The sequence below is a fragment of the Haloarcula marismortui ATCC 43049 genome (assembly GCF_000011085.1).
GTDB classification, from domain to species: domain Archaea; phylum Halobacteriota; class Halobacteria; order Halobacteriales; family Haloarculaceae; genus Haloarcula; species Haloarcula marismortui.
Map to the genome: position 1 here is coordinate 231,739 of NC_006396.1, position 25,505 is coordinate 257,243.

Genomic DNA, 25,505 nt, shown 5'->3' on the forward strand with positions numbered 1-25,505 from the left:
TTATGCCTCCGCCGCCTCCAGATCCGCGGCGTTTGCGAGCGCTTCGAGCTTATCTTCGAACTTGTTCACCGGGAGATAGAACGTTTCCGTGTTCGCCGTCGCGTAGACGGTGTCGTAAGCAGTGTTGGTCTGCTGCTCGAACCAGTCGATTCGGTCCCGGATCGTTTCGGGCGACTCGACGAGCGTGTTCTGGCCGTCGACGACGCCAAGCGCCACGTCGTCCTTGGTGCCGTACTCCTGGACGTTGTAGACGGTCTGGTCGTGGTTCGCAACGAGGTCGAAGCCGATGGCGTCCACGTCGGCGTCCATCAGGTGCGCGTAGGCCTTCTCCTCGATTGCGCCCCAGTAAGTGTGAGCGACGACCTCGGCGTCAGCGGCCGAGGCGACGGCGTCGATTGCTTCGGCGGCGCGCTCGTCCTCGCCGTCGGCGGGTGCGTTCTCGACCAGCGACGGCTCAAGCAGGAACAGCGTCTCGACATCCGGGAACGCGTTCACTTCCTCGACGAGGAAGTCGGCGATAGCATCGAGGAACGCGGCGTCGTCACCGTAGTGCTCGTCTGTCGCGAGGTCCGCAAGCGAGTACGGCCCGGGGAGTACGGCCTGAAGGCCGTTGTCGACGTGCTCGGCGGCCGCGCCGAGGTCTGCGGCAACGTCGCCGCCGTCAGCACTCAGGTCGCCCTGTACGACCGGCTCTCGGTAGAAATTGTTGTTGTCGTAGTAGCGGACGATGCCTTTCGTCTCCACGCTGTCGTGGACTGCAAGCGGGTGCGCAAGCATGTCGTCCCAGCGGAGTTGGCCCTCGACCACGCGGTCGAGCCCGGCGTCCTGCTGGATGGTGATGACGTCCTCGCGGGCCTTGTCGTAGGCCGCGACAACCTCACCGGATTCGTCGCCCGAGATGAGGTCGGTCTTCTGATGGCCCTTCAGATCTGCCAGTTCGTCCTTGGCCCAGTCCGGGAGCGGAAAGAGCCCAGGGGTCGTGGCGATTACCTGTGTCATTGCCAAGGAGTAGTCAATGACGGGCTTTAATATTTCCTATTCACTAAAATGCTTAACAGTAATCAATCTCGATAGAACCGCAGGACGACGAGGGCCTCGTATGGGTGTTTCTCACTCGCAAGCTGCTCGCTCGCCAGCCCGTGTTCGCTCGCGTACGCTCGCACTGCAGCCGGGTCCGTGAGACTGCTGACGAGCATGAGTGCTTCGCCGCCCGGAGCCAGCACGCGCTCGACAGTTTCGAGAAACGGGTCGACGAGTCGCCGTCCGTCGTCGCCACCCGACAGTGCGTGCTCCATCCAGTCGTCCCACTCCTGTTCGGGCGGCGTCGGCAGGTACGGTGGATTGAACGCGACAAGGTCGAAGGCGTCCGCCCGGAACGGCTCGACGAGGTCGCCGCGAACGACCGGGACGCCGTTCTCGGCCGCCTCTCGACAGGCCAGCGGGCTCACGTCGACGCCCACCGCCCGTGCCCCGGCGTCGGCAAGCGTCGCGGCGACATAGCCGGAGCCCGTCCCCACATCGAGGACGGTATCACCCGCCTCGACTCGCTCGCGGGCCGTCCGGGCCAGCAGGTCCGAATCCTCCGCTGGCTGGTACACCGACTCGACGCCCCGCTGGTCGGCCAGCGAGGGGCGTTCGGTGCCGGAACCGTCGCCCCCGTCGCCGCTGTCGTTCGCCTCTTCACCCATCTCAGGCCTCCGGCTGCCCGACCTCGTACGCGAGTGTCGCCAGCGTGGCGAAGTCGGCTGGTGTGAGCTTCCCGGCACGGGCGCTCATGAGGCCTTCGTCGGCGGCCTCGACCACCGCGTCAGGGTCGCCCAGCCCGGAGATGTGGGCCGTGTTGCGGACGGCGTTGCGCATCGTCTTCCGGCGCTGGGTGAACACTGCCTTCAGGAAGTCCATGAAGAAGTCGTCGCTGGGGACGGTGTAATCCGGGGTCCGCGGCATCGTCCGGACGAGCGCACTCGTCACACGAGGCTGGGGGTCGAACGCTTCCGGCGGCACCGTCTCGACGACCTCCACGTCGGCGTAGTGGCCTGCCGTAACCGACAGCCGCCCATAGTCGTCCGTCGCCGGGTCGGCGGCCATCCGCTCGGCGAACTCCTGCTGGAACATCAACAGAAGCGGGCGCTGTTCCGGCAGCAACCGAAACGCGATCTCCGAGGATGCGCCGTAGGGTAAATTCGAGATGCTGGCGGTGAAATCGGGTAAGTCAACTTCAAGCGCGTCACCCTCGACGATAGTGAGCCGGTCCGCCGCGACTTCCTCGGTAAATTCCTCGCGGAGATGGGCCGCGAAGTCCGGGTCGCGCTCGACTGCAGTCACCCGCTCGGCCGTTGCGAGCAGGCGGTCGGTCAGCGCACCCGGGCCTGCGCCGATCTCCAGAACGTGCGAGAGGTCTATGTCCGCGTCGGTCGCGTACTCTGGAATTCGGTCCAGTACCCGGTCGTCGACGAGAAAGTGCTGGTCCTGCCGGGTGTCGGCCCGTTTGCCGGCCCGCCGGACAAGCGCGTCGGGGTCCCGAGTCCCTGTCTCAGTCGTAGTCATTAGCGAGCCGTAGCGGGTCGCGGTAGAAAAGGGTCGCCTTGTGCTGGTGGCCCTACCCTAGCTGCTTGCAGCCGACAGTGTTACGAGGACTGTTCCTCGCGCCGGACGAACAGTCGGTACTTCAGGTCGTCATCCTGTAGCTCTTCGAGTATCCGCTCGACAAGCGTCTCCTTGGGGCTGTGGAGGCCGCTGACGCGCTTTTCGAGGTCTTCGAAGCTCTCGAAGGGTTTTCGCTTTCGCTCGTCGAGAATCGTGTTCCGGAGTTTCTTCCCGATGCCCGGCAGGAGGTTCAACTGGTGGAGTCGAAGCGTGATCGGCTGGGCGTCGTTGTAGAAGTCGACGAAGCGCTGTTCGTTCGCCTCGACAACCTCCTCGACGGCGTAGTCGAGCTCCGAGCGGGCACCGCTCGGAATATCCTCGAACTCGACTTCCGTCACGCGACCGAACTCTGTCAGATCAATGCGGTCACCGAACGCGATATCGGCATCCTTGTCCGCAAGCTGCAGCTCGTAAATGTAGAACTCATCGATGTCGAGCGCGTACGCGAGCGGCTCCTTCTGGTGCTGTGGCCGGTCGTCTCCAGGCCGCCCGTGCGGGAGGACATCGAGGACAGCCGCCATCATAGTGTCGCCGCCGCTCTCCGATTCAGTCATGTCAGGCAGTACGAGCACAGCACACTTAATGCCGGTGGATGCCCCCAACCGCTTCACGGGACGCCGTCGCTCTCTTCATGTTCGGTTCGACGGCAGCGGAAAGCGACCACTGTTCGCGTGGCTGGTCGTTGTCGAAATCAGAGAAAGAGCGGCGGCAGCCGAACTGACGGCGTCGTTACGCGTACTGCTTGACGATGTTGATTATCTCGTCGAGTTCGTCGCCGTCGAGCGTGTACCGCTCCTGAGCGAACACGGCCCGGAGCTCGTCGCGGTCCAGCGGCCGGAGGTTCGCGATCTTGTAGGCCGTCGGCGTGTCGACCTTCTCGAGCTCTTCGAGCTCTTCGACCAGCTGCAGCGACTCCTCAGGGTCGAGGAGGGCAAACCGGTTGACGTGCTCGATAGCCCGCTTGAGCTCGTAGCGCATCTCGCGGTCCTCGTCCGCGGCCCGCTCCATCTCGAGGTCTTCGAGTATCTCCTTGGTCTCCGCGACCGTCAGGAACTCCTCACTGACTTTTTCTTTGAATATCGTCATTCTTGCCGGCGCAGGTGCGCAGCGGTGACGATGATGGTCTTCTCTTTGCCACCGTCAACGATATCGACCTTGTACGCGTCACCCTGCTTCCCCTCGACGGTTCCGGTCTGGCCGTCAAACCGCGGGTGGAAGCGCCCGTTCGGCACGGACGGGTCAATCTTGAGGTGGACTTTCTCGCCGTCGTCGAACTCTTCGACGGCGCGCTGGGGCGGCGAGGTGCCGCGGTCGCGGGGCTTGTTCTTGAGCTTGCCTCGTGTTCCTTCGAGAGGTCCGTTTGAACTAGGCATTCTTGCTCTTCGCTAATCCGGTCGCCCTAATAAAACGTGCGTTCCGTGACTGTCGCCAGCCACGCGTTTGCAGTTGCTACGGAGCCGAGTAGAAAACGACAGCGACGAGTCGACTACAGGCGACCGGTGCTCTCGATGGAGACCGACTCGACGTCATCGACGTTCGCAAAGGCCTCTTCGACGGCTTCCGTGCCACCAGTATCGTCAGGGACGATGACCGTTGGCGTCAGCGCGACGAGGCCGAAGGCGACGTCCTCGCGCTCGAATCCGTTGATCTTCGTTCCTTCGGGAAGCACGCCCTCGAGACGCTCCTGCAGGTCGTCGAGGTCGACTTCGGGGCTCTCCGGCATGACCTTGATCTTGGCTGCTACTTTCCCCATTGTTATGGCCCCATGAAGCCGCAATCCGGGCATTTGTAGAGGTTGCTCTGCTTCCGGCAGGTGGCACAGCGGTAGATCTGCTGGCCACAGTCCGGGCACTTGAACGCGGCGGCGTTCGTGCCGGCGATGTTGATGCCACACGAGACGCACTTGCGCGCCTGTTTCTGTTGGCTCTCGCTCATACCACTCCGTATCCGACCGCGGCTTTTAACGATTGCCAAACGCGACCGCCACCGCGAGTGACTGCCATGGCCCTAGTTCCCGGGCAGGATGTCCCCGAGCGCAGCGCCGATCGCCATCGGGACGAACGCCACGGCACAGATACAGGCCGATTCGTAGACGACTGCGGGGTCGGTCGACCACTCGACCAGCCCCCACCCAGTAAGGAGCGCGACGGAAACGACAAGTGCCGTTCCGGTGACGCCGACAAGCCGCCGCGGCACGACCCCTAGTATCCGGTTCGCCACTCGAACGTCCTGAAAGTCGGCGACGTACAGAATTGAGATGACTAGCCCGATTGCGATGATGACTGTCGCGGCGAGATACAGCGGGTGCTGGGCGATGTGAAGCCCAGCATCGACTGTCCCACCTTCGACGGCCATCGGAATCCCGAACAACAGCGAGCCAAGCAGTGCTTCCGCGAGGTCGGACCGCCCGAAGCCCCAGACGACCCGACCAAAGGTCGCAGGCTCGTGGTCCTGTGAATCGGCGGCCGCACGCATTGCATCCCGGACCTGCCGTCGCTCGTCTTCGGAGTCGACGAGCTGTTCTAGCTCCTGAAGTTCGTCGAACAGCGTCGCGAACTCGTCGTCCTCCCTATCCGGTTCGGCCGGGGGGTCCTCCTGCGTGCTCATCTGAGATCGGGCTCGCTATCTCGCGTTGGCACGTCTGGGTCCGGCTCGGCACCGGTCGTCGGTGTGCCGTCTTCCCAGACGTAGAATCCCTCGCCGGTGACTGCGCCGCGTTGCCCGTCTGCGACCTTCTGTCGGAGCAGCGCCGGGGGCGCAAACCGTTCATCAAGCCGTTTGGAGAGGTCTTCGAGCGCTGTGAGCACCGTTTCCAGCCCGTGGCGGTCGGCGCGGACGAGTGGCCCGTCACGGTCCGACTCCCCGCGCTCGAACGTCCGGTCGATGTCACGAATCCCGGCGACGCCATCTTCGACCATCCGGATCGCTTCGGCGATGGCAGCGAGTTCGAGGCGGAGCGCGGCGAACCCTGGTGTGTCTCGCACGACGACTGGCGACGCGTCCAGACTTTCGACGAAGTCAGTGACGCGGTCGCGGGTCGCCGCCGTCGTCTGCTCGGCGATGACGACCTCGACGATAGCGCCGTCTGGCGGGTCGACGAGGTTGAGGCCAACGGCACGGTCCGGGCTCCGCAGGCCAGTAGCGACGGCAGTCACCGACAGTGACGTATCGCTGACGGCGATGATCGTCTCGTCCTCGACCATGGTCTCAGTTTCGGCGACCACCTCTCGATGGCTCTCCGTCCCGCCATTGGTTGCGTCGATGACGACATCGCTGCCGCTGACGGCGCTTTCGAGTCCGGTGGTTCCGTCGATACCGGCCGAGAGGTCCCTGTTGAATGCGCGCCGGATCTCGTCGACCCGGTCCATCACGTCCGACGCATCCGTTCCCTGAAGACGCACTTCGTGGCCCGCACGGACACATCGCTGTGCGACATCCCGCCCCCGCTGTCCGGTTCCGAGTACGGCCACAATCATGACAGTACCACCGCACTCCCGGCGTTAATCCTTTACGCCGCGGTCTGTCGCGGTCCGCCTCTGGTCTGTACTGCTTGTGGGCTGGATAGCGAGGCCGGAGCGACGGCAGTACGCTTTTTTCGACACCGGCTGTATCGCCGCGCATGGACATTGGTGTACTGACGGTCCCGCTGGGCGGACAGTCACTCGACGACGCGCTGGCGTATCTCAGCGACTTAGGCGTCGACGCGGTCGAACTAGGGTGTGGCGGCTTCCCCGGCGACGACCACCTCGACCGGCAGGCGTATCTCGACAACGAGGAGAAACAGGCCGAACTCGAGGCGCTTTTAGACGAACACGACCTCCGGGTGAGCGCGCTGGCGACACACAACAATCCGCTTCACCCGGACGACGAGCGCGCCGCAGAGGCCGACCGGGAACTCCGGGAAGCGATCCGGTTAGCCGACCAGCTCGACGTGAACACCGTCACGGGGTTTTCGGGGCTGCCCGCGGGCGGACCTGACGATGAGGTCCCGAACTGGATTACCGCCCCGTGGCCGACCGAGCACGCCGACGCCCACGAGTACCAGTGGCGCGTCGCCGACGAATACTGGTCGGACCTCGCGGCCCATGCGGGCGCACACGACGTAGATGTCGCCATCGAGATGCATCCCAACATGCTGGTGTACGAACCCCGCGGGCTGCTGGAGTTGCGCCGCCGGACGAACGACCGCATCGGCGCAAACTTCGACCCGTCGCATCTGTACTGGCAGGGTATCGACGTGACCGAAGCCATCCGCCTGCTCGGTGAGCACGACGCCATCCACCACGTCCACGCCAAGGATACGAAAGTGTACGAGTCAAACGCCCGCGAGAAGGGCGTGCTGGACACCGCGCCGTACACGGACGAGGCGGACCGGTCGTGGCTGTTCCGCTCTATCGGCTATGGCCACGACGAGTCCCACTGGAAAGACGTCGTGTCGACGCTGCGGATGGTCGGCTACGACGGTGCACTTTCTATTGAACACGAGGACTCGCTGACCAGCGCCCGCGAGGGGCTCGAAAAGGCCGTCGACGTGCTCGACCGCGCTGTCTTCGAGACCCAGCCCGGCGACGCCTACTGGGCTGAGTAAGCAATAGAACCAACGAAGCGGCTTTTTTGACACTTACTCTTATATACTGTCTGTGAGATACTACGACTGGATTCCCGTATCCAGTGACACTTATGGACATCGAACTCACACACAAGCCCTCGTACACGCACGTCCGCGCTGCCCTCGACAGCGGCGAATCGATACTCGCCGAACCCGGCGCGATGGTCAGCCACTCGCCGACTATCGAAATCGAAACGACGACCAGCCGGGATGGCCTCCTCAGCTCCGCGAAGTCGATGCTTGGCGGCGAGTCGCTGCTCGCAAACGAGTTCACCGCCAGGGGCGGTCCCGGAACCGTGACGCTCGCGCCGCCGACGCCCGGTGACGTCCACCACCACGAACTCACGGGCGAGACGCTGTACGCCGTCGACGGGGCGTTCCTCGCGTCCGACCCCGGCATCGACATCGACTCCGAGTTCGGCGGTATCAAATCGCTGCTGGCCGGCGCGAGCATCACGCCGCTGGCGCTGAAAGGGACCGGGAACGTCCTCATCGAGGCCTTCGGCGGGCTGGAGACCGTGGAACTCGACGCCGGCGAGTCCTACACAATCGACAACGACCACGTCGTCGCCTGGGAGGAGTCAGTCAACTTTGACGCCCACCGCGTCGGCGGGCTGAAGTCGACGCTGCTCAGCGGCGAGGGCCTCGTGATGGACTTCACCGGCCCCGGAACAGTCTGGTACCAGACCCGCGGCCTCGCCTCGTTCACCTCGGCCATCGCGGACGCGCTGCCCGGAACAGGTGACAACGACGGCAATTCAACCGGTATAGACGACTTCATCTGACTGTCGAAAGCCCGCCGGAGAACAGCTCCCTTCAGGAGAGCGCTTGCGTGATGTCCGTCGACGACACCATGCCGACGTAGTCCTGATGCTCGTCGATGACTGGGAGGTGCTTGATGTCGTAGGTCGTCATCATCGCGGCGGCCTCGCCCAGTTCGAGCGAGGTCGTCACCCGCTCGACCGGCGACGTCATCACGTCGCCGACGGTCGCCGACGAGAGGTCCTTCCCGCTTGCGACGGCATCAACGATGTCGGTGGTGGTGATGATGCCCGCCTCTGCCCCCGGCACGAAGATGCCGTTGATGTTCTGCGCTTGCATCTGCGTCGCGGCCGCTTTGACGGTTTCGTCGGCAGAAATCGTCTCTAACGGCGTCGACATGATATCCTCGATACGAACGGTCGTTTCAGTGGCCATGGAGTATCAACACGGGCATCCGGTTTTGGCTTTTCCCTCGGGGCGGCCCGCTGCCCTGCCGTCACCATGAGCGTTATTTCGGCTCCGAGTGAACAGCCGGCTATGACCCTCGATATCGGTATGCTCGGCTACCGCTTCATGGGCAAGGCCCACGCAAACGCGCTGGACCGCCTGCCCATGTTCTTCCCCGAAGCGCCCGCCGTCAACAAGGACGTGCTCGTCGGCCGCGACGAGGACGCGCTGGCCGACGCGGCCGACCAGTTCGACTTCGACCGGACTGCAACAGACTGGCGGGCTATCGTCGACGAGGTAGACGTGTTCTACAATCTCGGCCCGAACCACGTCCACGCCGAGCCGTCCATCGCGGCGCTAGAGGCCGGTACGCCGACGTTCTGCGAGAAACCGCTTGCGCCCACGCTCGATACGGCTGAGGAAATGGCCGAGGCCGCTGCTGACGCTGATGTGCCCGCAGGCGCGGCGTTCAACTATCGGTTCGTCCCGGCCATCCAGTACGCGAAGGGGCTCATCGACGACGGCGTCCTCGGGGAGATTCACCACTTCCGCGGCCAGTACCTCCAGGACTGGCTGGTCGACCCCGAGGCCCCGTGGTCCTGGCGCAACGACGAGGAGATGGCCGGCAGCGGGGCGCTCGGCGACCTCGGGTCGCACACGGTCGACCTGGCCCGGTTCCTGCTCGGCGACGCCGCCGGCGAAATAACAGACGTAAGCGGCCATCTCCGGACGTTCACCGAGGAGCGCCCTGTGGAGGGCAGCGACGAGACGCGTCCGGTGACCGTCGACGACGCCTACAGCGCACAGATTGTTTTCGACAGCGGCGCGATGGGAACGCTGGAAGCGTCGCGGGTCGCCAACGGCCACAAGAACGCCCACACTATCGAAATCGAGGGGTCTAAGGGCGCAGTCAAGTTCGACCTCGAACGGCTGAACGAACTGCAGGTGCTCACCGAGGGTGACCGCGGCTTCCAGCAGGTGCTTGTCACGGATGAAGACGACCCCTACGTCGACCACTGGTGGCCCCCCGGCCACGTCATCGGCTGGGAACACACGTTCGTCCACGAGAATTACGAGTTCCTCTCAGCCGTGGCCGATGGCAGGCAACAGGAGCCGTCCTTCGCCGACGGCCTCGCCGCACAGCGAGTCCTCGACGCCATCGAACAAAGTGACGACCGCGGCGAGCGGGTCAGCCTGTAGGGCCGCGAACCGAAACCCCCTTTCGGCGGCCACTGGTAGGTCCTGCCATGCTCTCTATCGCGCTGGCCGGGAAGCCGAACGCCGGCAAGTCTACTTTCTACAAGGCGGCGACGATGGCCGACGTGGACGTGGGGAACTACCCGTTCACGACCATCGACGCCAACCGCGGGGTCAGCCACGTCCGAACGGACTGCCCCTGTCTCGACCGGGAGGAACGCTGTGGTGACGATAACTGCCGGGACGGCAAGCGCTACGTCCCGGTGGAGCTCATCGACGTGGCCGGCCTCGTTCCCGGGGCACACGAGGGGCGCGGCCTCGGGAACCAGTTCCTCGACGAGCTGTCGACCGCCGATGTGATCCTCAATGTCGTCGACGCCTCTGGTGGGACTGACGCCGAGGGCGAACCCGTCGAAGTCGGCGAGCACGACCCTGTCGAGGATGTCCACTTCGTCGAGGAGGAGATGGACCTGTGGCTCGCCAGCATCGTCGAGCGCAACTGGGAGTCAATCGAACGGCAGTCCCGGTCGCCGGATTTCAAGCTCGACGAATCGCTCGTGGATATGCTGGCCGGCGTCGGGGCCTCCGAACTCGACGTAGCACGGACGCTCCGTGACCTAGAGTACCCCGAGGACCCCATCGCCTGGACCGACGAGCACCGCGAAGCACTGGCGACAGAGATACGCCAGCGGACGAAGCCGCTCGTCGTCGTCGCGAACAAGGCCGATATCGCTCCGGAGGGAAACATCGAAGCCCTGCAGGAAGCCGCCGACGTGGTCGTGCCCGCGACCGCCGACGGCGAACTCGCGTTGCGCAACGCCGCACAGGCTGGCGTCATCGACTACGACCCGGGCGACCCGGACTTCGATATCGTCGGCGACGTGAGCGACCAGCAACGAGAGGGGCTGAACCGCATCCGTGGCGTGATGGACGACTGGGGCGGCACCGGCGTTCAGGGCGCTCTCGACACCGCCGTCTACGACCTGCTCGACCATCTGACGGCCTACCCTGTCCAGAACGAAACGCACTGGACCGATGGGCAGGAGAACGTCCTCCCCGATGCATTCCTGCTGCGACAAGGAGCAACCCCGAAAGACCTTGCGTACGCTGTCCACTCAGACATCGGCGACGGCTACATCCACGCCGTCGACGCCCGTGAGAACCGGCGCATCAGCGATGAGACGGAACTTGAGGAGGGAGCGGTCATCAAAATCGTCAGCGACGCGAACTGAGCGCGCGGACGGCGCTACAACCGCCATCTCGGCCACCTATTTCGGCAGCAGGTCCCGAAGCGTTGCCCGAATATCCTCGCTCCCGGGACTCTGTGGCACTTGCCCGAGCACGTCCTGACCGAGTCGCTCTGTCGTCGCACCGACTGAAAGCCTGTCCAAGAGCGACCCGTATTTTAGCGCCAGTCGCGGCGACACGTCGAACAGCAGGTCACGCTTCCCGATGAGCGAATGGGTTATCGACAGAATTTCGACGGCGGTGTCGACGTACTGCTGTCTGGCGTCGTCGTCACCGTAGCCAGCCAGCGCAGCCAGCAGGAACTGCTCCAGTTCGGCCTCGCGGTCGTGGAGCGCTGGCGGGTCCGAAAGCATCGTCGTCCCGTCGGGCCGTTCCGGGAGCATGCTCCGGCGGGGCGCATACGAGAGGACCGCACCGGTGGTCGGCGTGGTCGCGGCGGGCAGTGGTACTGCCAGCCGCTTCGAGGGGGTCGTATCGGTGAAGACGACGTGGAGGTTCGCCGGTTCGCCGCGCACCGGCTCGTCCCAGCCGTCGGGAGTATGCGTGTAGCCGCGTCGGAGCGCCTCCCGGAGCGTTCGCTGAATCCGTCCGCCGTCGCCCTGTAGGTCCAGATGGAGTACAACGGGGCTGTCACCGCTCTCGTCAATGAGGGACCACAGGGCCGGAAGCGCGTCCGCAGCGCCGGCGGAGAGTTCGTAGCAGGCCACGCCCTGCTCTGCGGCTAGCAGTCGGGCGAGCGTACTGCCGCGCCAGCCAGTCAGGTCGGCCACGTAGAACCACGGGAGCGTGTGTATCGGGCCGACTGCGGCGTCGCCGGCCGCCGTGTCGATAGTTGGCGGGACCGTTTCGAGATAGCTATCAATAGTCGCTAGTTCGGGGGCGAAATATTCGGTCGTCGCCGGAGGGAGGTCGGTTGTCCGGCGACGATGGTCGTCGACTGAAGCCATAGTCTGTGTAGGCCCGAGTACCGGAAAACGGTGACGAGAGAGCGACTGACAGTGAGTCGAACATTCGCGACAGGCATGTGCGTCCCGACAGCCTCTGATTCTGAAGTCACTCTTGCCCGACGAATCGGTCCCTCTCTCCCGCACTCCGCTCCATTGCCGTTGCCGGCCGACGAAGGGAAACCCGTTTTTTGCCCCGTCCCGAATCAGGCGTATGAACGTACGGACGATAGCTGACCTTGGTCCCGACGAACGGGCCGCTTTCTTCGACCGCGACGCCGGCGTCGACGCCGTTAGAGACGACGTGCGCGATATTGTCTCGCAGGTCCACGAGGAGGGCGACGTGGCGCTCCGGCGCTTCGCCGAAGAATTCGACGATGTGTCGGTGGGCAACATCGACATCACCGACGCCGCAGAGCGAGCCTACGAGGAAATTGACGACGACGTGCGCGAGGCAATCGAGGACGCCGCGGCGAACATCCGCGCGTTCCACGAGCGACAGGTCCCCGAGGACTGGCGCGACGACTTCGAGGGGCGTGAACTGGGCCGCCGATTCCGCCCGCTCGACAGCGCTGGGGTGTACGCCCCCGGTGGCACGGCGGCCTACCCCTCCAGCGCGCTGATGGGCGTCATCCCGGCGAAGGTCGCTGGCGTCGAACACGTCGCCGTCGCCACCCCGCCAGCCGAGGAGGTCAACCCCGTAACGCTGGCCGCCATCCACGTCGCCGGTGCTGACGCCGTCTATCAGGTCGGCGGCGCACAGGCCATTGCGGCGCTGGCCTACGGGACCGAGACCGTGAGCGCGACGGATATCGTCGTCGGCCCCGGCAACCGCTGGGTCACAGCAGCGAAGGCCGAGGTCCGTGGCGACGTGGCAATCGACTTCTTGGCCGGCCCCTCCGAAGTTATGGTCGTCGCCGACGGCGACGCGGACCCGGAACTGGTCGCGGCAGACCTCATCGCACAGGCCGAACACGACGAGAACGCCTCTGTCGTCGCCGTCACCGACGACGCGGACCTCGCCGAGCAGGTCGTCGATGCCGTTGACGAGCAGGCTGACGGCCGGGAGCGCGAGGCAGTCATCCGCGCCGCACTGGACAACGACACATCTGGCGTCCTCCTCGCTCGTTCGATGAGCGAAGCCGTCCTCTTCGCCGAGGAGTACGCCGCCGAACACCTCTCGATTCAGGCCGCTGACGACGAATCGCTCCTCGAACGGATTCCCTCCGCCGGGTCCGTGTTCCTCGGCCCGTACAGCCCCGTTGCAGCCGGCGACTACGCGACCGGGACGAACCACGTCTTGCCGACCGGCGGCAACGCGCGGGTCACCGGCGGTCTCTCCGTAGACACGTTCGTCCGGTCGACGACAGTCCAGCGCCTCTCCGAGGATTCGCTGGGCGACATCGCGGACACGATTACGACTCTCGCCGAAGCCGAAGGGCTGGACGCCCACGCTGAGAGCGTCCGCAAACGGTTCGAGTAGCTGCCACACCGGACAGCACAGTGGCCGTCGATATATCGGTGTGAGTCCGTCGGTACTCCGTGCTTTCGTCAGATGCGTGGGTAGGACCACGCCGCGTCTGCGTTGCTGCCGGGTCACCGAATAGCCTGCAGCATAAGATGCTTGATTTTACAGGTATCGATACCTATTGCGCCCGGTGTATGCGTAATTCGCAACCCAGAAACAACATACCCGGAACGAAGAGATACAACTATAACATATCAATATTATAGAATTTTAATCGGCGTCTGGGGCGGCAGTTAGGCATGAGGCCTACGGACCTCCCTGAAATAGACACAACAGCACAGAACCGGCGAACGTTCATGCAGCGAACTGGCGGCGTTTCGCTGGCGGCTGTGCTCGGACTGTCTAAAGGCGCCAGTGCGATGGTGGACGACGACGGCAACTTCGAATCGGACCCGTACACGTTAGGGATCGCATCCGGTGACCCGCTCCCTGACTCTGTCATCATCTGGACGCGGCTCGCCCCGAACCCCCTCGAAGCGGACGGTGCGATGCCCAGTGAGACATTCAGCGTCGAGTGGACGGTCGCCACTGACGAAGGGATGAGCGATATCGTTAACACCGGGACCGCGACTGCCGAACCGGACCACGCGCACACTATCCACGTCGACGCAGACGGGCTTGAACCCGCTACCGAGTACTACTACCAGTTTGCGTGCCGCGGTGAGACGAGTCCGATTGGCCGGACCAAGACCGCGCCCGCCGCCGGCGCGTCCGTCGACGCGTTTCAGTTCGGCTTTGCTTCATGTAACCGCTGGGTCGATGGCCACTACACAGCATTTGGGCAGATGGCTGAAGACGAGCTTGACCTCATCGTCCATCTGGGAGACTACATCTACGAGTACGGCATCGATGTTTCAGAATCACCGCGCGAAAAGTCGCTCCCACAGGAATACAAGAAGGAGACGACGGATCTTGACACCTACCGACTCCGTTACGGCCTCTACAAATCAGACCCGAATCTGCGAGCCGCTCACGCCAGCGCCCCGTGGCTCGTTACTCGCGACGACCATGAGGTCGACAATAACTGGGCAGGGAACGTTCCGCAGGACCCCGACAAGCAATCTACTGAGGCGTTTATACAGCGCCGCGCGGCGGCATTGAAAGCGTACTACGAGCATCTGCCGTTCCGGATGGAGCAAAAGCCCGACGACGCCAGCCAGAAGCTCTACAGGTACTACGAGTTCGGTGACCTGCTCGATTTCAACGTCCTCGATACGCGGCTCTATCGGTCCGACCAGGCCTGTGATGACGTGTTCAATAAGGTCGACTGTGCGGAGCGCTTCGAGGAGGACCGAACCATCCTCGGGGACGCACAGGAGGAGTGGTTGCTTGAGAATCTTTCGGCCACTGAGACGACGTGGAACGTGCTGGCGAACCAGCTTCCCTTCGCGACGATGGACTTCAAGCAGGGGCCAGAAGAAGGGTTCCGGACAGAGCAGTGGGACGGCTACGTCCCCGAGCAGAATCTGGTCAAAACTGCGTTTGAGGAGGACGCCAACAACCCGGTGGTCATCACCGGTGATTTCCACTCTCACTGGGCGAATACGCTTATCAGTGCCAAAGACGGCTCCAGTGAACCAGTTGGCGCGGAGTTCGTCGGGACATCAATCTCGTCGGGCGGGAACGGCACCGACATGGACGACTTCGGTCGCTACGTCGTCACAGAGAACGACAACGTAGAGTACTACAACAATCAGCGCGGCTACGTCCGCTGTACGGTCACGCCTGACAACTGGACGACGGAGTTTCAGGTCTTAGAGTACGTCGACGAACCCGGTGCGCCGATGCGAACGGATGCAACAGTTGAACTCACCGCAGGCCAGCCCGGCATCCCCGATGACAACCCGTTGATCCTCGCCGACTCTATCGCCGTCGGCAACGGCAAGAACGGGACGGCAGAACTGACCGGCCGCTGGCTGGAGACAGGACTCTCAGGCGCAGCGATGACTGTCACTATTTCTGACCCCGAAATCGCAACGATAACAGGTGTGTCAGTCGCTGACCCATTCAGTATCTCCGAGACGGACGTTGCCAGTGATGGAGCGTCCGCCGATATCCGGTTTGCCGATGTGGAAAAGAACGCCCAGTCAGTTGTCGGTGGCACTGACACCCGACTTGCCACGCTCGACATCCGTGGACAGAGCGCCGGAACGGCTGACATCGAAGTGTCGGTCGAGAGGCTTGATGACGACAGTGGTACTGCGCTCGTAGCGAACACGGAACTGGGTGTCATCATCGTCGGCCCGCCGCCGGTCACCGGGAGCGACGAGCCGACCGACCCCGACGGCGACGGCCACTTCGAGGATGTCAACGGCAACGGGCGGGTAGACTACGATGACATCCAGCTGTTGTTCGACAATTTCGACGATGACAGCGTCGCGCTCAACAAGACGGCCTACGACTTCAACGAGAACGGCAAGCTCGAATACGACGATATCGTTACGCTGTACAGCGAGGTCAACTGAATGGGGGGCGTTCCCCCTGTGCCGGCGTCACTGTTAACACGTTCGGGCGTCCACGTAAGTGTATGAGCAGCACAGCGGACGACGGCGACCCGAACCTCGGGGGCGAGGACGTCGCCGTCACCGAGCAGGCAGCGGGAGAGGCACTGGACCTCCTCGAAAGCGAAGGCATGGATGTCGAAGAATCTGGGCTCCGTCTGTACGTCCAGCAGGGCGGCTGTGCCGGACTCTCCTATGGGATGCGGTTCGAACACGCACCCGAGGAAGACGACGAGGTGTTCGAGCGCAACGGGCTCCGCGTGTTTGTCGACGACGCCAGCATCGACTACATCGAGGGGTCAGTCCTCGACTACGAGGGTGGCCTGCAGGGAGCCGGGTTCCACGTCAAGAACCCGAATGTGGTTAGCGAATGCGGCTGTGGCGAGTCCTTCCGGACGTAGCTACGCTTCGAGCTCGAACGCCACGACGACCTCGGCCTGGTACTCGCGGCCCTCGACGCTAGCGATCTCGACGCCCAGTTCCTCCACTTCCACCCATTTGAGATTGTCCAGTGTGGCCTCCGCGCGCTCGATAGCATCGTCGGCGGCTTTGTCGAAGCTTTCCGAACTGGTCCCGATGAGTGTGATCTTTTTGAAAACCATCTGCGTGCTATTTGTTCACACAGATATGTGATAAAAGTACGGACAGGTCACTGCGACTGCCGGTTCAGCAGTGTCTCGACGTGACCGACCACGTCAGTGAGGTGTGCTGTCCCCCAGATAGCCACGATAATGGCTCCGATAGCGTCAAACACGAGGTCGAGCATCGTGTCGCTGAGCCCGAACTGTGTCAGAATCGTGTCGTTCCCGGTCGCCGAGGCAGCAAGCGTAATCGAGAACTCGATGACCTCCCAGAGCACGCCGAAGGCCATCACGAACAGGAGGAGGAACACGAACATGAACCGCGAGGGAATCGAGATCTCGTCAGTGTGCTCGTCGAGCGCACGAACGGTCGTGTACCCGACTGCGGCGACAACTGATGACGAGAGGGCGTGGGTGAAGTGGTCCCACCACCAGATACTGACGTAGAAATTCTCCTCGGACCCCGGGAGGCCAACAGTCCCGAGCGCGTGGAAGAACGCCGCCGAGGTAATCCACAGCGTCAGCGCGGGGTCGAGTGCAATGCCATAGTCCCGTTCTAGCAGCGCCGGGAGTTGCGTGACGAGGATGGCGACGCCCGAATTGACGATGATGCCGACGTTGCCCCGCTCGATACCAACTGCGAATAGGCCGATGAGAGCCAGTGACAGACTTCGCGAGAGCCGTTGCTGTGTCGCCGTGCTGATGCTGAAGCGGTCACGGACCCTCATAGGTCAGGCTGGACCTCCTCGGGGACGCGGCTGGTCCCAGCCTGCCGGCGGACGTAGTACGCGAAAACCACCCCGGCACCGATGCCGGCGATGGTCGATGCGACGAACTCCCACATTATCGCTTCCTCGATGACGTGTTCGGACACCGTCGGATCGAGGATGAAGGTGGTCCCGAGAAACTGGTCGGCTACCCAGCGGACGACGGCCCAGACGCCGGCGGTAGCCATCGTGGTGATGGCCACAAAGACGACGGCGAACCGGGGCGTCATCCGGACAGGGGTAAAGAGCTGGAGTTCGACGGCGAGAATGAGCGCGATGGCGGCAACCGAGAGATACGTCGCGAGATTACCGGTCATCGAGAGCGTCGCAAACAGCCGGCCGACAACGGGTGACGCCGCCAGCAAGAGGATTTCCCAGGGCAGCATGGCGTCCCGGTTGCGCAATAGAACTGGCGGAAAGAGCGCCAACGCCGCAACGGCCGCCGCGAATCCGGCCCACAACAGGTCGGCCTGAACGGCACTTGTCACCGAAACGGCCGCGAGCATAGCGACGATGCACCACGCCGCGATGGCGTTGACGCGCCTGTCCCGGAGCAACCGCGCCACGTCTCGGCTCATATTGGCTGGTGAGTCGCGACTGGAAAAACCCTATCGACCGATATCGGCGCGGGGATTGTTTCAGATAGCGCCATACGCCATGGCATACGCGAGCGCAGCGATAGACACTGCCGCCAGCCCCGTCACGACCGTCTCCAGCCAGTCGACACCGTCACTGAAGGGCCGGGTCGGTGCGCCGACGACGCCCAGTGCGAGGACGCTGAACACGAAGTGCGCGGACTGTTCGAGCGTCGGTGCGGGCATGAACAGGATGGCTGCTGCATACCCCAGTCCCAGCGCTGCCCGCGGACGGACGAGTCCGGTCAGCGTGTAGCCGCGGAGGTGGACGTACGTCCACACGGCGAGCCACACCGTCGCAAGTTCGATAGCGAACGCCGCCAGAAGGTGCGTGGTCGGGTCGGGGTGGAGCATCACCCGCTCGGCGACGAGTGTCACGTCGAAGGGGTAGAAGAACGGGGGCGGGCCGCCGGTGAAGAGGTCGCCGAACGGGTGAGTAAGGAGTCCCAGTAGCGCTAGCCCGGTCACCGTCCGGGGGCTGACATCGCGGGACTGTGCGACTGTGGCGACACCTAGTACGGCCAGAACGAACACGAGCATCACGAGTCCTGCGATGGGACCGCTGACTGCGCCCGTGAGAACGGTCAGTACGGCGCCGATGGACAGCGACCCGATTCGGGTAGCCCGCGAGTTACTGGCCCAGAGGCCGGCGGCGGCGGCGAGTGCCGCCCCTAACAGGAGCGAGTGTGTCGGCCCACGGTGGACGACGTTTGCTGTTTCCCAGAAGCCGTCGGCCGTCAGGTTCTCGGCGGCCCCGACGAGTAGCCCGAAGGGGGCGTAGACGATATCAACGTCGGGAACTGCGGCGAACAGGCCGGCGATGACGCCCAACTGGACCGCTCGCTCACGGGAGAGCCCAAGCCACCACGCGGCGAGGGCGCCGAGGGCGAACGCAAGTAGCGCGTGGCCGACGAACATACGTCGAATATGATGTCGATAGGCTTAAACACCACGTGTGAACGGGTAGCGCGGCCCTCACCCTCGCTCAGGACTCGGACTCGACTTTCGTCCAGCGTTCTTCGATGGCCGCGTTGGCCCTGACAACGGTGTCACCGTCGACGCGGAACCGCGTCTTCCGGAGTTCGATGGCGGCCACCTCCCCGGTGGTGTCGCCGGCTTTGACGGTGTCGCCGGGGTTGAAATCGGGGTCACGGAGGAGGTAGACGCCGGCAACAGCGTCCTTGATCATCTCCGATAGCGCGTATGAGACGCCAAGCGCGAGGAATCCGGTCGCCGTGCCCAGCGACGCGGCGATGGCGGTCAGGCCGACGATAGAGAGGAAGGATAGCGCCACGCCGAACCACAGGAACACGAGTACGATCACCGACAGAAACTGTCGGTACACGGGGGATTCGCCGGGCAGCGACCGTTTCAGAACGGCCCGGACAACGAACATGATCGCTTTGATGCCTACCGCAGCGATCGCAAGAAAGACGAACGCGGTTATGAGGCGCGGAAGTGCGTCAATAACGTTCGTAACTAGCTGTTCGAGCGCTTGATTGATGACACCGACTTGCACGCCGGATGGTGAAGGGAGAGGCCCCTAAGTGTTGGCGTCAGCCGACATGGCTGTATCGCCGGGGTGACGGACCACCTCGTAGTCGCCGTCCTCAGTAATCCCGATGACAGCCCAGTCATAGGATACGTCCTGCCGATTGAGGCGGCGGCTGAGGTGCGTCGCATCGTCGGTGCGTGTGACGAAACAACGCAAGTCGCCGCCCTCGGGTATCGGGTCCTGCGAGTTGAGCACTGTGACAGTGACGACGCGCCAGTCGCGTTCCGCTCGCAGTTCGGTGCCAGTGCGCGACACGGTGTATCCGAGGTCGTCGAATATCGACCGGGCCTGCTCGTCGAGTGATGTGGTAACGGCCCCCATCTGAGATCCAGTACCACTGGCTATCTGATAAACGTTCCCACTGGCCATGCTGTTGACAGTTCGCCTGGGGAAACGGCCAGGGAAACAAACGAAATCGGCAGCGCTACCAGTGAGACAGGGACGCTTGGTGGGTGATTCGACTCGGCACAGGGGCTGGGGTAGACCTAGCTCAGTGGCCGGCGTAGGCAGTTCGGCCGCGCAGGCCGACTACTACTCGTGAGCGGCGTCCCACTCTTCGGCTTTGCGGAGGTTCGAACAGTCGTTACAGCGGATGCGTCCCATCGAGTCCATCGCGTTGTTGAACGTCTCGCAGTTGCTACAGAAGTAGCCCCAGCGGCGCTCGCGGTCGGCGTCGCGGTAGACGACGTAAAACGCGCCTTTCGTACCGGTGTCGCCGTCGCTCCGGTCGACGTACAGCGTCTCTCCATCGGGACCGTCGAGTGCGTCCATACGGACTCATGACGCGCCAGCGGCTAAATCACTGCGGAAACCATTAATGGCTGGTTCCCCTGCACTATGGGTGTGAGTCCCCGGATCATCCACTACTCCGACGTGGAGAAAGCGTACGATACACCCGAGCGAATCGGGCGGTTTGCGGGGACAGTCGCCGCCGCTGACGGCCCGGATGCGCTGGTGGTCGGCACCGGAGACAACACCGGTCCGGGAGTGCTGTCGCTGGTCACCGACGGCGAGCAGTCGCTCGACCTCTTCACTGCGCTGACGCCCGCGTTCGAGACGCTGGGGAACCACGATTTCGACCACGGACTCGCGATGACGCGGGAGATTATCGCACGGTCGCCACAGGCGTGGCTGACTGCGAACGTCGAACAGGACGGCGAGCGGTTTGCCAGACGATTGACCCGACCGTGGGCGAACCGGATCGTCGACGGAGTGCAAGTCGGCTTCGTCGGTGTCACCAGCCCGGACACGGCCTCGGCCAATCCACAGGCGACGACGCTGACGTTCACAGATCCGTTCGAGGCTGTCAGCGAGGCGGCCACAGCGCTTCGGGACGCCGGGGCGGAGGCTGTTGTCGTGCTCTCACATCTGGGCCGGATTGACGAGAAACTGGCCCGCGCCTGCGACGTGGACGTAATCCTCGGCGGGCACGTCCACGAGCGCCGCATCGACCGTCTCGACGGGACGCTGCTCACCAGACCAGGAGCCAACGGCCGGACCGTCGTTGAGGTCGACCTTGCCGGACCGGAACCGACTGCACAGTTCCGCGAGACAGCTGATGGCCCTCTCGATGACCGCGTCGCGGCGGCAATCGAAGACAGGCTCTCCGCAGCGGGACTGCACGAGGTTATCGGTCACGCCGCCGACCCCATCGACCGTAGTCAGGCGACGACCTACGGCGGCGAGTGTCGGCTCGGCAACCTCGTTGCGGACGCGTACCGATGGGCGACGGGCGCAGATGTGGCCCTCCAGAACAGCGGCGGTCTCCGAAACGACACGGTTCCGCTCGATGGGGCGCTGACGGTCGCCGATATGGTTTCTGTCGTCCCCTTCGAGGAACCCCTGACAGTCGCCGAACTGACGGGGGCGGAGCTCCGGACGCTGTGTCGACAGGGGAGCGGGCAACAGGTCGCGTTCGGCGAGCCGGACTGGTGGCACGCCCATTTCAGCGGCGTCGAACTGGTCTGGAACGATGATACACAAATCATCGAGCGACTGCAGGTCGACGGGCGACCGGTCCGCGACACCGAGACGTACACGCTCGCGACGAGCAACTACCTCTACTACACCGAACTGGAGTTCCCGATCCTCACCGAATCCCACCGGGTCAGCGTCGCCGACGTACAGTACAGGGCGCTGGCCGACTACGTCCGCGAGACGGACATCGCCCCGGCGGTCGACGGACGACTCACTCGTCGCTAGCGATTTAAACCTCGGCGCGGTACGTTCCGCCGATGCCACAGGTCGTCGTCCCGGTCAGATACCCACTCTCGGAGAACTCCCGAGCCACGCTCGCGGAGGCCATTCAGATCGCCGACGCGGAAGATGCGGACCTCACCGTCCTCCACGTAAATCTATACCAGAATAGCCACCACGTCGACCGGACAGAGCTCAAACGCGCCGTCGAGCAGGCGTTCGGCCACGTCCCGCGGACGCGGTACGTCGTCCGGTCGGGGATGCTGGTCGAAGAGACGATCCTCGATGAGGTCGCTGCACAGGACGCCGATATCGTCGTCATCGGGAGCAAACAGGCGAGTCGCTGGCGACAGATGATCCGACGGCTGGTCGACGACCCCGATGTCGAACAGTTCCTTCGCGAGGAACTCGACTGCGAAATCGTCACCGCCCAGCCGGATGCCCAGTCCAGCCGTCACTCGTCGCCGAGTTCATCGGGATCCTGACGCGGCGGGACCGGCGCGTCTCCGGTGGCCGTGTGGGACCGGTCAACGCCGTCAAGCCCGCCCAATCCGTTGGTGAGTGAGACGTTCATCTCCCCGCTGGTGTCGTCGAAGTACAGGTGGGAGTGTGGATAGGCGATTTCGACATTTGCGTCTTCGAGCCGCCGCCAGACGTTCGTCTGGACTCTCGAGCGGGCAGCAAGCAGCTTGTACGGTTCGGTCACCCAGTACCGTAATGTCAGCAACACGCCGTGGTCGGCGAAATTGTTGATATACACCGTCGGCGAGGCGGGGTACCGGGCCGCACCGACGCGGATGTCCGGCCCGCCGGAGATGACGTTGTCCACTTCCCGGGCCGCCGCTTCGATGAGGCTCCGCGCGACGGCGATGTCACTCTCGTAGGTGACCATTACGTCAAGCGACAGCCGCGTTCGTGAGTCCTCTGCCGAGTAGTTGACGACATCCCGCTGGCGAATCTCCCCGTTGGGGATGACGAGAAACGTGTTGTCAAGGGTGAACACTTTGGTGTGTCTGAGTGTGATATCTTCGACGAACCCTCGCTGGCCAGTGTCGGCGAGTTCGATCATATCACCGATCTCGTATGGCTGGTCAGCCAGCAAGAAGACGCCAGAGATCAGGCCCCCGAGAATCGGGGCCAGCACGACACCAACCACGGCAGAAAACACAGTGACGGAGAGTGCAATATCACCCAGTTGCAGACCGTAAATGCCCAGAATGGTCAGCAACGCGAAAATGTACACACCGGCACGGATGCCGCGAAGCGCTGTTCGAGTGAGACTTGGCCGCCGGAACTGCTGAGCGACGCGCCGACCCAGAAGACGGACGAGAACGCGGGAAACGACAATTGCCAGCCCGATGACGATCAGGGATTTCCCGATGTTGGCAATCCACATCGGGATTTCGAAGGGGAGCAATCCACCGATGTCAGTGGCTACCTCTGTCGCCACTTCCGTCGCGGCTTCGGTCGGCGTCGGAGTGGGTGTCTGCAACGGCCAGACAGGGCCAAAACGCATGACATGGAATCAATCCCGCCACGAGAAAAGGATTCCCCTCCCGAACTACTTAGCCATCTCACTCTGTTTGAGATAATATGTCTTCAGATGACATCTCGGTGGTCCTCTCAGACGACCGACCACCGGTAGATACGCTGGCAGTCGGTGTCTCTGAGTACGGCCTGGCCGGCCTCACAGCCGTCGATTATCTCGCTGACCAGCACTCGATGCGCGAAGTCGGCCATCTGCGGACGTCGGAGCCGCCGTTCAGTACCCCTTTCGAGAACGGGACCCCGAGACATCACACACGGCTGTATGTCGATGAGGCGTCGTCGTTTGCTGTCTTAGTGGGTGAGCGGTTCGTGCCGCCGGCTCAGGCCGGATCGCTCGCTGGCGCAATTGCGACCGCGGGGAGAAAACTGGGGGTTTCAGACATTACGATGCTCACCGGCGTCCCCATCGCACACGGCCCGGACGACCACGTCCCGTTCTACATTGCAACGCCGATGTATCAGGAATCGTATCTCAACGACACCGACATCAGACCAATGGGAAACGGGTTCCTCGACGGACTGAGTGCCGAGCTAGTCACGCGCGGAATCGATGAGTCGCTTCCAACCGGTGTGTTCACGACGCCAACCCACCCACAAGCGCCCGACGCAGCGGCCGCAATCAGACTGCTCACTGCGTTGAAAGAGAGCCACTCGATCCAGATTGACACTGGTCCACTGGAGAACTTCGCTGCGAACATCGAGGCCCACTATCAGGCACTTGCAGAACGGATGGACGCCGCCGATTCCGACCAGTTCGCTGATGACCGAATGTACATGTGAAGGGTAAAATTTGGCACGAGTGTCCACATTTACTGGGATTTAAACTATACTAATTCCACATTATGCGTGAACAATCAAACATTCTGCCGACACATTTTTGAGCCTACAGCGCGTTCTTTTCTTTGATGACCTCCACCGAAATCTACACGACCAGCGCGGTCGACTCAGACCCACCACCACAGACGCGGTCCAAGACCTCGCTGTTCTGTCCCGACTGCGGTCACGAGAGCGCAGTGACTGGCGACTGGACAGCCGAAGCAACCGAGAACAGTTTGTTACTCCGGTGTCCGGACTGTGACACCGTCGTCCAACAGCGGTAGGACCACTACGTAATTACTCCTCATCCTCTGTAGACGAGGAGCCGCCAAGACTCTCAGCGGGCGGACTCACTTTGATGAACTCAACGGCGAGATACACCACTGAGATAACGGCCAGTATGAGCAAGAAACCCGCTCCTGAAGAACGCTGCAGACTCACACCAACAGTGGCAAGCGTTGCAACGAGCACGGCGGTACACCGACGGATCGTCTGGCGGAGGAGGGCAGTGTCGTCCATACGTGGCTTCTTCACTGCCAGCAACAAGAACCTTCGACCCCGGTTTCCGTTGCCGGGACCCGCCCTGCTGGCCAGTGATGCCGGAACGAACGTACAGCAGTCTCAGTACTCGTGGACCCCGTCGTCAGTGACAACTGTATCCAGCAGGTGCGTCGGCGTGGCGTCGTAGGCCGGGTTTGCGACCTCGAATCCGTCTGCCGGCTCCCGGAGCACCTCCGACAGTGGCCGAATCTCGTTTTCGAAGGCGAATGCCCCGTCGACGTACTTTGCGGCGGCCCCGACGACCGTCACCGGAACGTCGTTGTCCGCCGCCGCCGTCGCAATCGGATACGTGCCGATGCGGTTGTACAGCGTGTCGTCGACGATGCAGTCCATGCCGACGAGCACGCGGTCGACCTCTGGCATGAAGTGCCCGGCGGCGCTGTCGACGATAAGCGTCACGTCGACCCCGTCCCGGTCGGAAAGGTGGCGCGTCATCTTTCGACCGAGGAAGCGCGGTCGGGACTCCGTAACGTACACCTCGAAGCTGTGGCCGGCTTCGATGGCGTCGTCGATGGCCGCAAGGACGGTCGAGGAGAAGTCATGCGTCAACAGCACGTCGTCATCGGCGATCTCCGACACGGCGCGGGCAGCGGCGCGGTCTTTTGACGACTCCACCGAGTCGATAACGTCGTCGATAGCCTCGTTGGTCAGTTCCTTGGCGGCCGCCACGTCGTCGGGCTCCGCATCCGAGACGGTGTTCACGATCCGGTGCTGGGTCGTATGGAGGGAGGCGTGTGAGGGGTTCGCTCGCCGGAGGGCGCTGCTGTTCCGGTCGAGCGAACGGAGGTAATCCTCGACCGTCGGGTACTCCCTGTCAGTCAGGTCCCGGAGCGCCTGGGCGGCTTTGACTGCGACCACGGAGGAACTGTGGGTCTGCATCTCCGAGATCTCCTCGACAGTCTCGTCTATCATACCGGTGGCTGTGAGTTGAACCGATATGTGTCTTCCCCTCGCCGTCGAACAG

General features: G+C 63.3%; 33 protein-coding genes. 11 read left to right on the forward strand and 22 right to left on the reverse strand.

Going from position 1 to position 25,505, the window contains the following annotated elements; translation table 11 throughout:
* From RR_RS05170 to RR_RS05215, 10 genes are all read right to left on the reverse strand, one after another.
* The gene (locus RR_RS05170; protein ID WP_007188357.1) at positions 1-999 is read right to left on the reverse strand and encodes a methionine synthase vitamin-B12 independent; all 999 of its coding nucleotides are present in this window, start codon (positions 997-999) and stop codon (positions 1-3) included.
* Between the two features lie 62 nt (positions 1,000-1,061).
* A complete protein-coding gene (locus RR_RS05175) occupies positions 1,062-1,688 on the reverse strand; it encodes a HemK2/MTQ2 family protein methyltransferase (protein WP_011222919.1) in 627 nt (208 codons plus the stop codon).
* 1 nt (position 1,689) lies between these two features.
* Positions 1,690-2,547, reverse strand: coding sequence for a 16S ribosomal RNA methyltransferase A (locus RR_RS05180; RefSeq protein WP_011222920.1), 858 nt, complete (start codon positions 2,545-2,547; stop codon positions 1,690-1,692).
* 80 nt (positions 2,548-2,627) lie between these two features.
* On the reverse strand, positions 2,628-3,200 hold the full coding sequence (locus RR_RS05185; protein WP_011222921.1) for a DUF655 domain-containing protein: 573 nt from the start codon (positions 3,198-3,200) through the stop codon (positions 2,628-2,630).
* A 175-nt stretch (positions 3,201-3,375) separates the two neighbouring features.
* Positions 3,376-3,732, reverse strand: a complete 357-nt coding sequence (locus RR_RS05190) for an RNA polymerase Rpb4 family protein (RefSeq protein ID WP_004962807.1) — start codon at positions 3,730-3,732, stop codon at positions 3,376-3,378.
* Complete coding sequence (locus RR_RS05195) at positions 3,729-4,019, reverse strand: 50S ribosomal protein L21e (RefSeq protein ID WP_004962804.1); 291 nt, start codon at positions 4,017-4,019, stop codon at positions 3,729-3,731. The genes RR_RS05190 and RR_RS05195 overlap by 4 nt, the downstream gene beginning before the upstream one ends.
* Before the next feature lie 113 nt (positions 4,020-4,132).
* Positions 4,133-4,399, reverse strand: a complete 267-nt coding sequence (locus tag RR_RS05200; protein ID WP_004962801.1) for an elongation factor 1-beta — start codon at positions 4,397-4,399, stop codon at positions 4,133-4,135.
* 2 nt (positions 4,400-4,401) lie between these two features.
* Positions 4,402-4,581 (reverse strand): HVO_2753 family zinc finger protein, encoded by a 180-nt coding sequence (locus RR_RS05205; protein WP_004516620.1) that lies wholly within the window; start codon positions 4,579-4,581, stop codon positions 4,402-4,404.
* A 72-nt stretch (positions 4,582-4,653) separates the two neighbouring features.
* Positions 4,654-5,253, reverse strand: a complete 600-nt coding sequence (locus tag RR_RS05210; RefSeq protein WP_007188360.1) for a DUF2391 family protein — start codon at positions 5,251-5,253, stop codon at positions 4,654-4,656.
* Complete coding sequence (locus RR_RS05215) at positions 5,250-6,122, reverse strand: 3-hydroxyacyl-CoA dehydrogenase family protein (RefSeq protein ID WP_011222923.1); 873 nt, start codon at positions 6,120-6,122, stop codon at positions 5,250-5,252. Before RR_RS05215 ends, RR_RS05210 begins: the two co-directional genes overlap by 4 nt.
* Before the next feature lie 143 nt (positions 6,123-6,265).
* Here RR_RS05215 and RR_RS05220 point away from each other — a divergent pair, with 143 nt between their 5' ends.
* Positions 6,266-7,234 (forward strand): sugar phosphate isomerase/epimerase family protein, encoded by a 969-nt coding sequence (locus tag RR_RS05220; RefSeq protein WP_004962791.1) that lies wholly within the window; start codon positions 6,266-6,268, stop codon positions 7,232-7,234.
* A gap of 92 nt (positions 7,235-7,326) precedes the next feature.
* On the forward strand, positions 7,327-8,040 hold the full coding sequence (locus RR_RS05225) for a TIGR00266 family protein (protein ID WP_004962788.1): 714 nt from the start codon (positions 7,327-7,329) through the stop codon (positions 8,038-8,040).
* Positions 8,041-8,071: 31 nt separating this feature from the next.
* Here RR_RS05225 and RR_RS05230 read toward each other — a convergent pair whose 3' ends face one another.
* The gene (locus RR_RS05230; RefSeq protein ID WP_004962786.1) at positions 8,072-8,452 is read right to left on the reverse strand and encodes a CBS domain-containing protein; all 381 of its coding nucleotides are present in this window, start codon (positions 8,450-8,452) and stop codon (positions 8,072-8,074) included.
* Between the two features lie 102 nt (positions 8,453-8,554).
* On the opposite strand from RR_RS05230, the gene RR_RS05235 reads away from it, so the two are divergent.
* Both RR_RS05235 and RR_RS05240 read left to right on the forward strand, forming a co-directional pair.
* Positions 8,555-9,664: a Gfo/Idh/MocA family protein gene (locus RR_RS05235; protein ID WP_049938733.1), complete on the forward strand. Its 1,110-nt coding sequence runs from the start codon at positions 8,555-8,557 to the stop codon at positions 9,662-9,664.
* Positions 9,665-9,711: 47 nt separating this feature from the next.
* Positions 9,712-10,893, forward strand: coding sequence for a redox-regulated ATPase YchF (locus tag RR_RS05240; RefSeq protein WP_011222925.1), 1,182 nt, complete (start codon positions 9,712-9,714; stop codon positions 10,891-10,893).
* Positions 10,894-10,929: 36 nt separating this feature from the next.
* Here RR_RS05240 and RR_RS05245 read toward each other — a convergent pair whose 3' ends face one another.
* Positions 10,930-11,856: a hypothetical protein gene (locus RR_RS05245; protein ID WP_011222926.1), complete on the reverse strand. Its 927-nt coding sequence runs from the start codon at positions 11,854-11,856 to the stop codon at positions 10,930-10,932.
* Between the two features lie 211 nt (positions 11,857-12,067).
* On the opposite strand from RR_RS05245, the gene hisD reads away from it, so the two are divergent.
* From hisD to RR_RS05260, 3 genes are all read left to right on the forward strand, one after another.
* Positions 12,068-13,336: a histidinol dehydrogenase gene (gene hisD / locus RR_RS05250; protein WP_011222927.1), complete on the forward strand. Its 1,269-nt coding sequence runs from the start codon at positions 12,068-12,070 to the stop codon at positions 13,334-13,336.
* 284 nt (positions 13,337-13,620) lie between these two features.
* Positions 13,621-15,846 carry an alkaline phosphatase D family protein gene (locus RR_RS05255; protein ID WP_011222928.1) on the forward strand — a complete coding sequence of 742 codons (2,226 nt, stop codon included), beginning with the start codon at positions 13,621-13,623 and terminating at the stop codon, positions 15,844-15,846.
* Positions 15,847-15,908: 62 nt separating this feature from the next.
* A complete protein-coding gene (locus RR_RS05260; protein WP_004962771.1) occupies positions 15,909-16,283 on the forward strand; it encodes a HesB/IscA family protein in 375 nt (124 codons plus the stop codon).
* On the opposite strand, the gene RR_RS05265 is transcribed toward RR_RS05260, so the two are convergent.
* The 7 genes from RR_RS05265 to RR_RS05295 form a co-directional block, all read right to left on the reverse strand.
* Positions 16,284-16,484: a dodecin gene (locus tag RR_RS05265; RefSeq protein ID WP_004962769.1), complete on the reverse strand. Its 201-nt coding sequence runs from the start codon at positions 16,482-16,484 to the stop codon at positions 16,284-16,286.
* A 47-nt stretch (positions 16,485-16,531) separates the two neighbouring features.
* On the reverse strand, positions 16,532-17,191 hold the full coding sequence (locus RR_RS05270; RefSeq protein ID WP_011222929.1) for a hypothetical protein: 660 nt from the start codon (positions 17,189-17,191) through the stop codon (positions 16,532-16,534).
* Entirely contained in the window at positions 17,188-17,808 is a 621-nt protein-coding gene (locus RR_RS05275) for a hypothetical protein (protein WP_011222930.1), read from the reverse strand. The genes RR_RS05270 and RR_RS05275 overlap by 4 nt, the downstream gene beginning before the upstream one ends.
* 60 nt (positions 17,809-17,868) lie before the next feature.
* Entirely contained in the window at positions 17,869-18,783 is a 915-nt protein-coding gene (locus tag RR_RS05280) for a metal-dependent hydrolase (RefSeq protein ID WP_011222932.1), read from the reverse strand.
* A gap of 67 nt (positions 18,784-18,850) precedes the next feature.
* Entirely contained in the window at positions 18,851-19,384 is a 534-nt protein-coding gene (locus RR_RS05285) for a mechanosensitive ion channel domain-containing protein (protein ID WP_049938734.1), read from the reverse strand.
* 24 nt (positions 19,385-19,408) lie between these two features.
* Positions 19,409-19,741, reverse strand: coding sequence for a DUF7116 family protein (locus tag RR_RS05290; RefSeq protein ID WP_049938736.1), 333 nt, complete (start codon positions 19,739-19,741; stop codon positions 19,409-19,411).
* A gap of 210 nt (positions 19,742-19,951) precedes the next feature.
* Positions 19,952-20,191, reverse strand: a complete 240-nt coding sequence (locus tag RR_RS05295) for a DUF5816 domain-containing protein (protein ID WP_004962750.1) — start codon at positions 20,189-20,191, stop codon at positions 19,952-19,954.
* Positions 20,192-20,257: 66 nt separating this feature from the next.
* Between RR_RS05295 and RR_RS05300 the strand changes: the two genes are divergently transcribed.
* Together RR_RS05300 and RR_RS05305 are read left to right on the forward strand one after the other, a co-directional pair.
* On the forward strand, positions 20,258-21,622 hold the full coding sequence (locus tag RR_RS05300; RefSeq protein ID WP_011222935.1) for a bifunctional metallophosphatase/5'-nucleotidase: 1,365 nt from the start codon (positions 20,258-20,260) through the stop codon (positions 21,620-21,622).
* 32 nt (positions 21,623-21,654) lie between these two features.
* A complete protein-coding gene (locus tag RR_RS05305) occupies positions 21,655-22,101 on the forward strand; it encodes a universal stress protein (RefSeq protein ID WP_049938738.1) in 447 nt (148 codons plus the stop codon).
* Here the strand turns inward: RR_RS05305 and RR_RS05310 are convergent.
* Positions 22,071-23,132: a mechanosensitive ion channel family protein gene (locus tag RR_RS05310; RefSeq protein WP_011222938.1), complete on the reverse strand. Its 1,062-nt coding sequence runs from the start codon at positions 23,130-23,132 to the stop codon at positions 22,071-22,073. The genes RR_RS05305 and RR_RS05310 overlap by 31 nt on opposite strands.
* A gap of 77 nt (positions 23,133-23,209) precedes the next feature.
* Between RR_RS05310 and RR_RS05315 the strand changes: the two genes are divergently transcribed.
* On the forward strand, positions 23,210-23,944 hold the full coding sequence (locus RR_RS05315; RefSeq protein ID WP_004962736.1) for a proteasome assembly chaperone family protein: 735 nt from the start codon (positions 23,210-23,212) through the stop codon (positions 23,942-23,944).
* 125 nt (positions 23,945-24,069) lie between these two features.
* Complete coding sequence (locus tag RR_RS05320) at positions 24,070-24,264, forward strand: hypothetical protein (protein ID WP_011222939.1); 195 nt, start codon at positions 24,070-24,072, stop codon at positions 24,262-24,264.
* 13 nt (positions 24,265-24,277) lie between these two features.
* On the opposite strand, the gene RR_RS05325 is transcribed toward RR_RS05320, so the two are convergent.
* Both RR_RS05325 and RR_RS05330 read right to left on the reverse strand, forming a co-directional pair.
* Complete coding sequence (locus RR_RS05325; RefSeq protein WP_011222940.1) at positions 24,278-24,499, reverse strand: hypothetical protein; 222 nt, start codon at positions 24,497-24,499, stop codon at positions 24,278-24,280.
* Positions 24,500-24,601: 102 nt separating this feature from the next.
* A complete protein-coding gene (locus RR_RS05330; RefSeq protein ID WP_007188378.1) occupies positions 24,602-25,453 on the reverse strand; it encodes a translation initiation factor eIF-2B in 852 nt (283 codons plus the stop codon).
* Between the last annotated feature and the right edge of the window lie 52 nt (positions 25,454-25,505).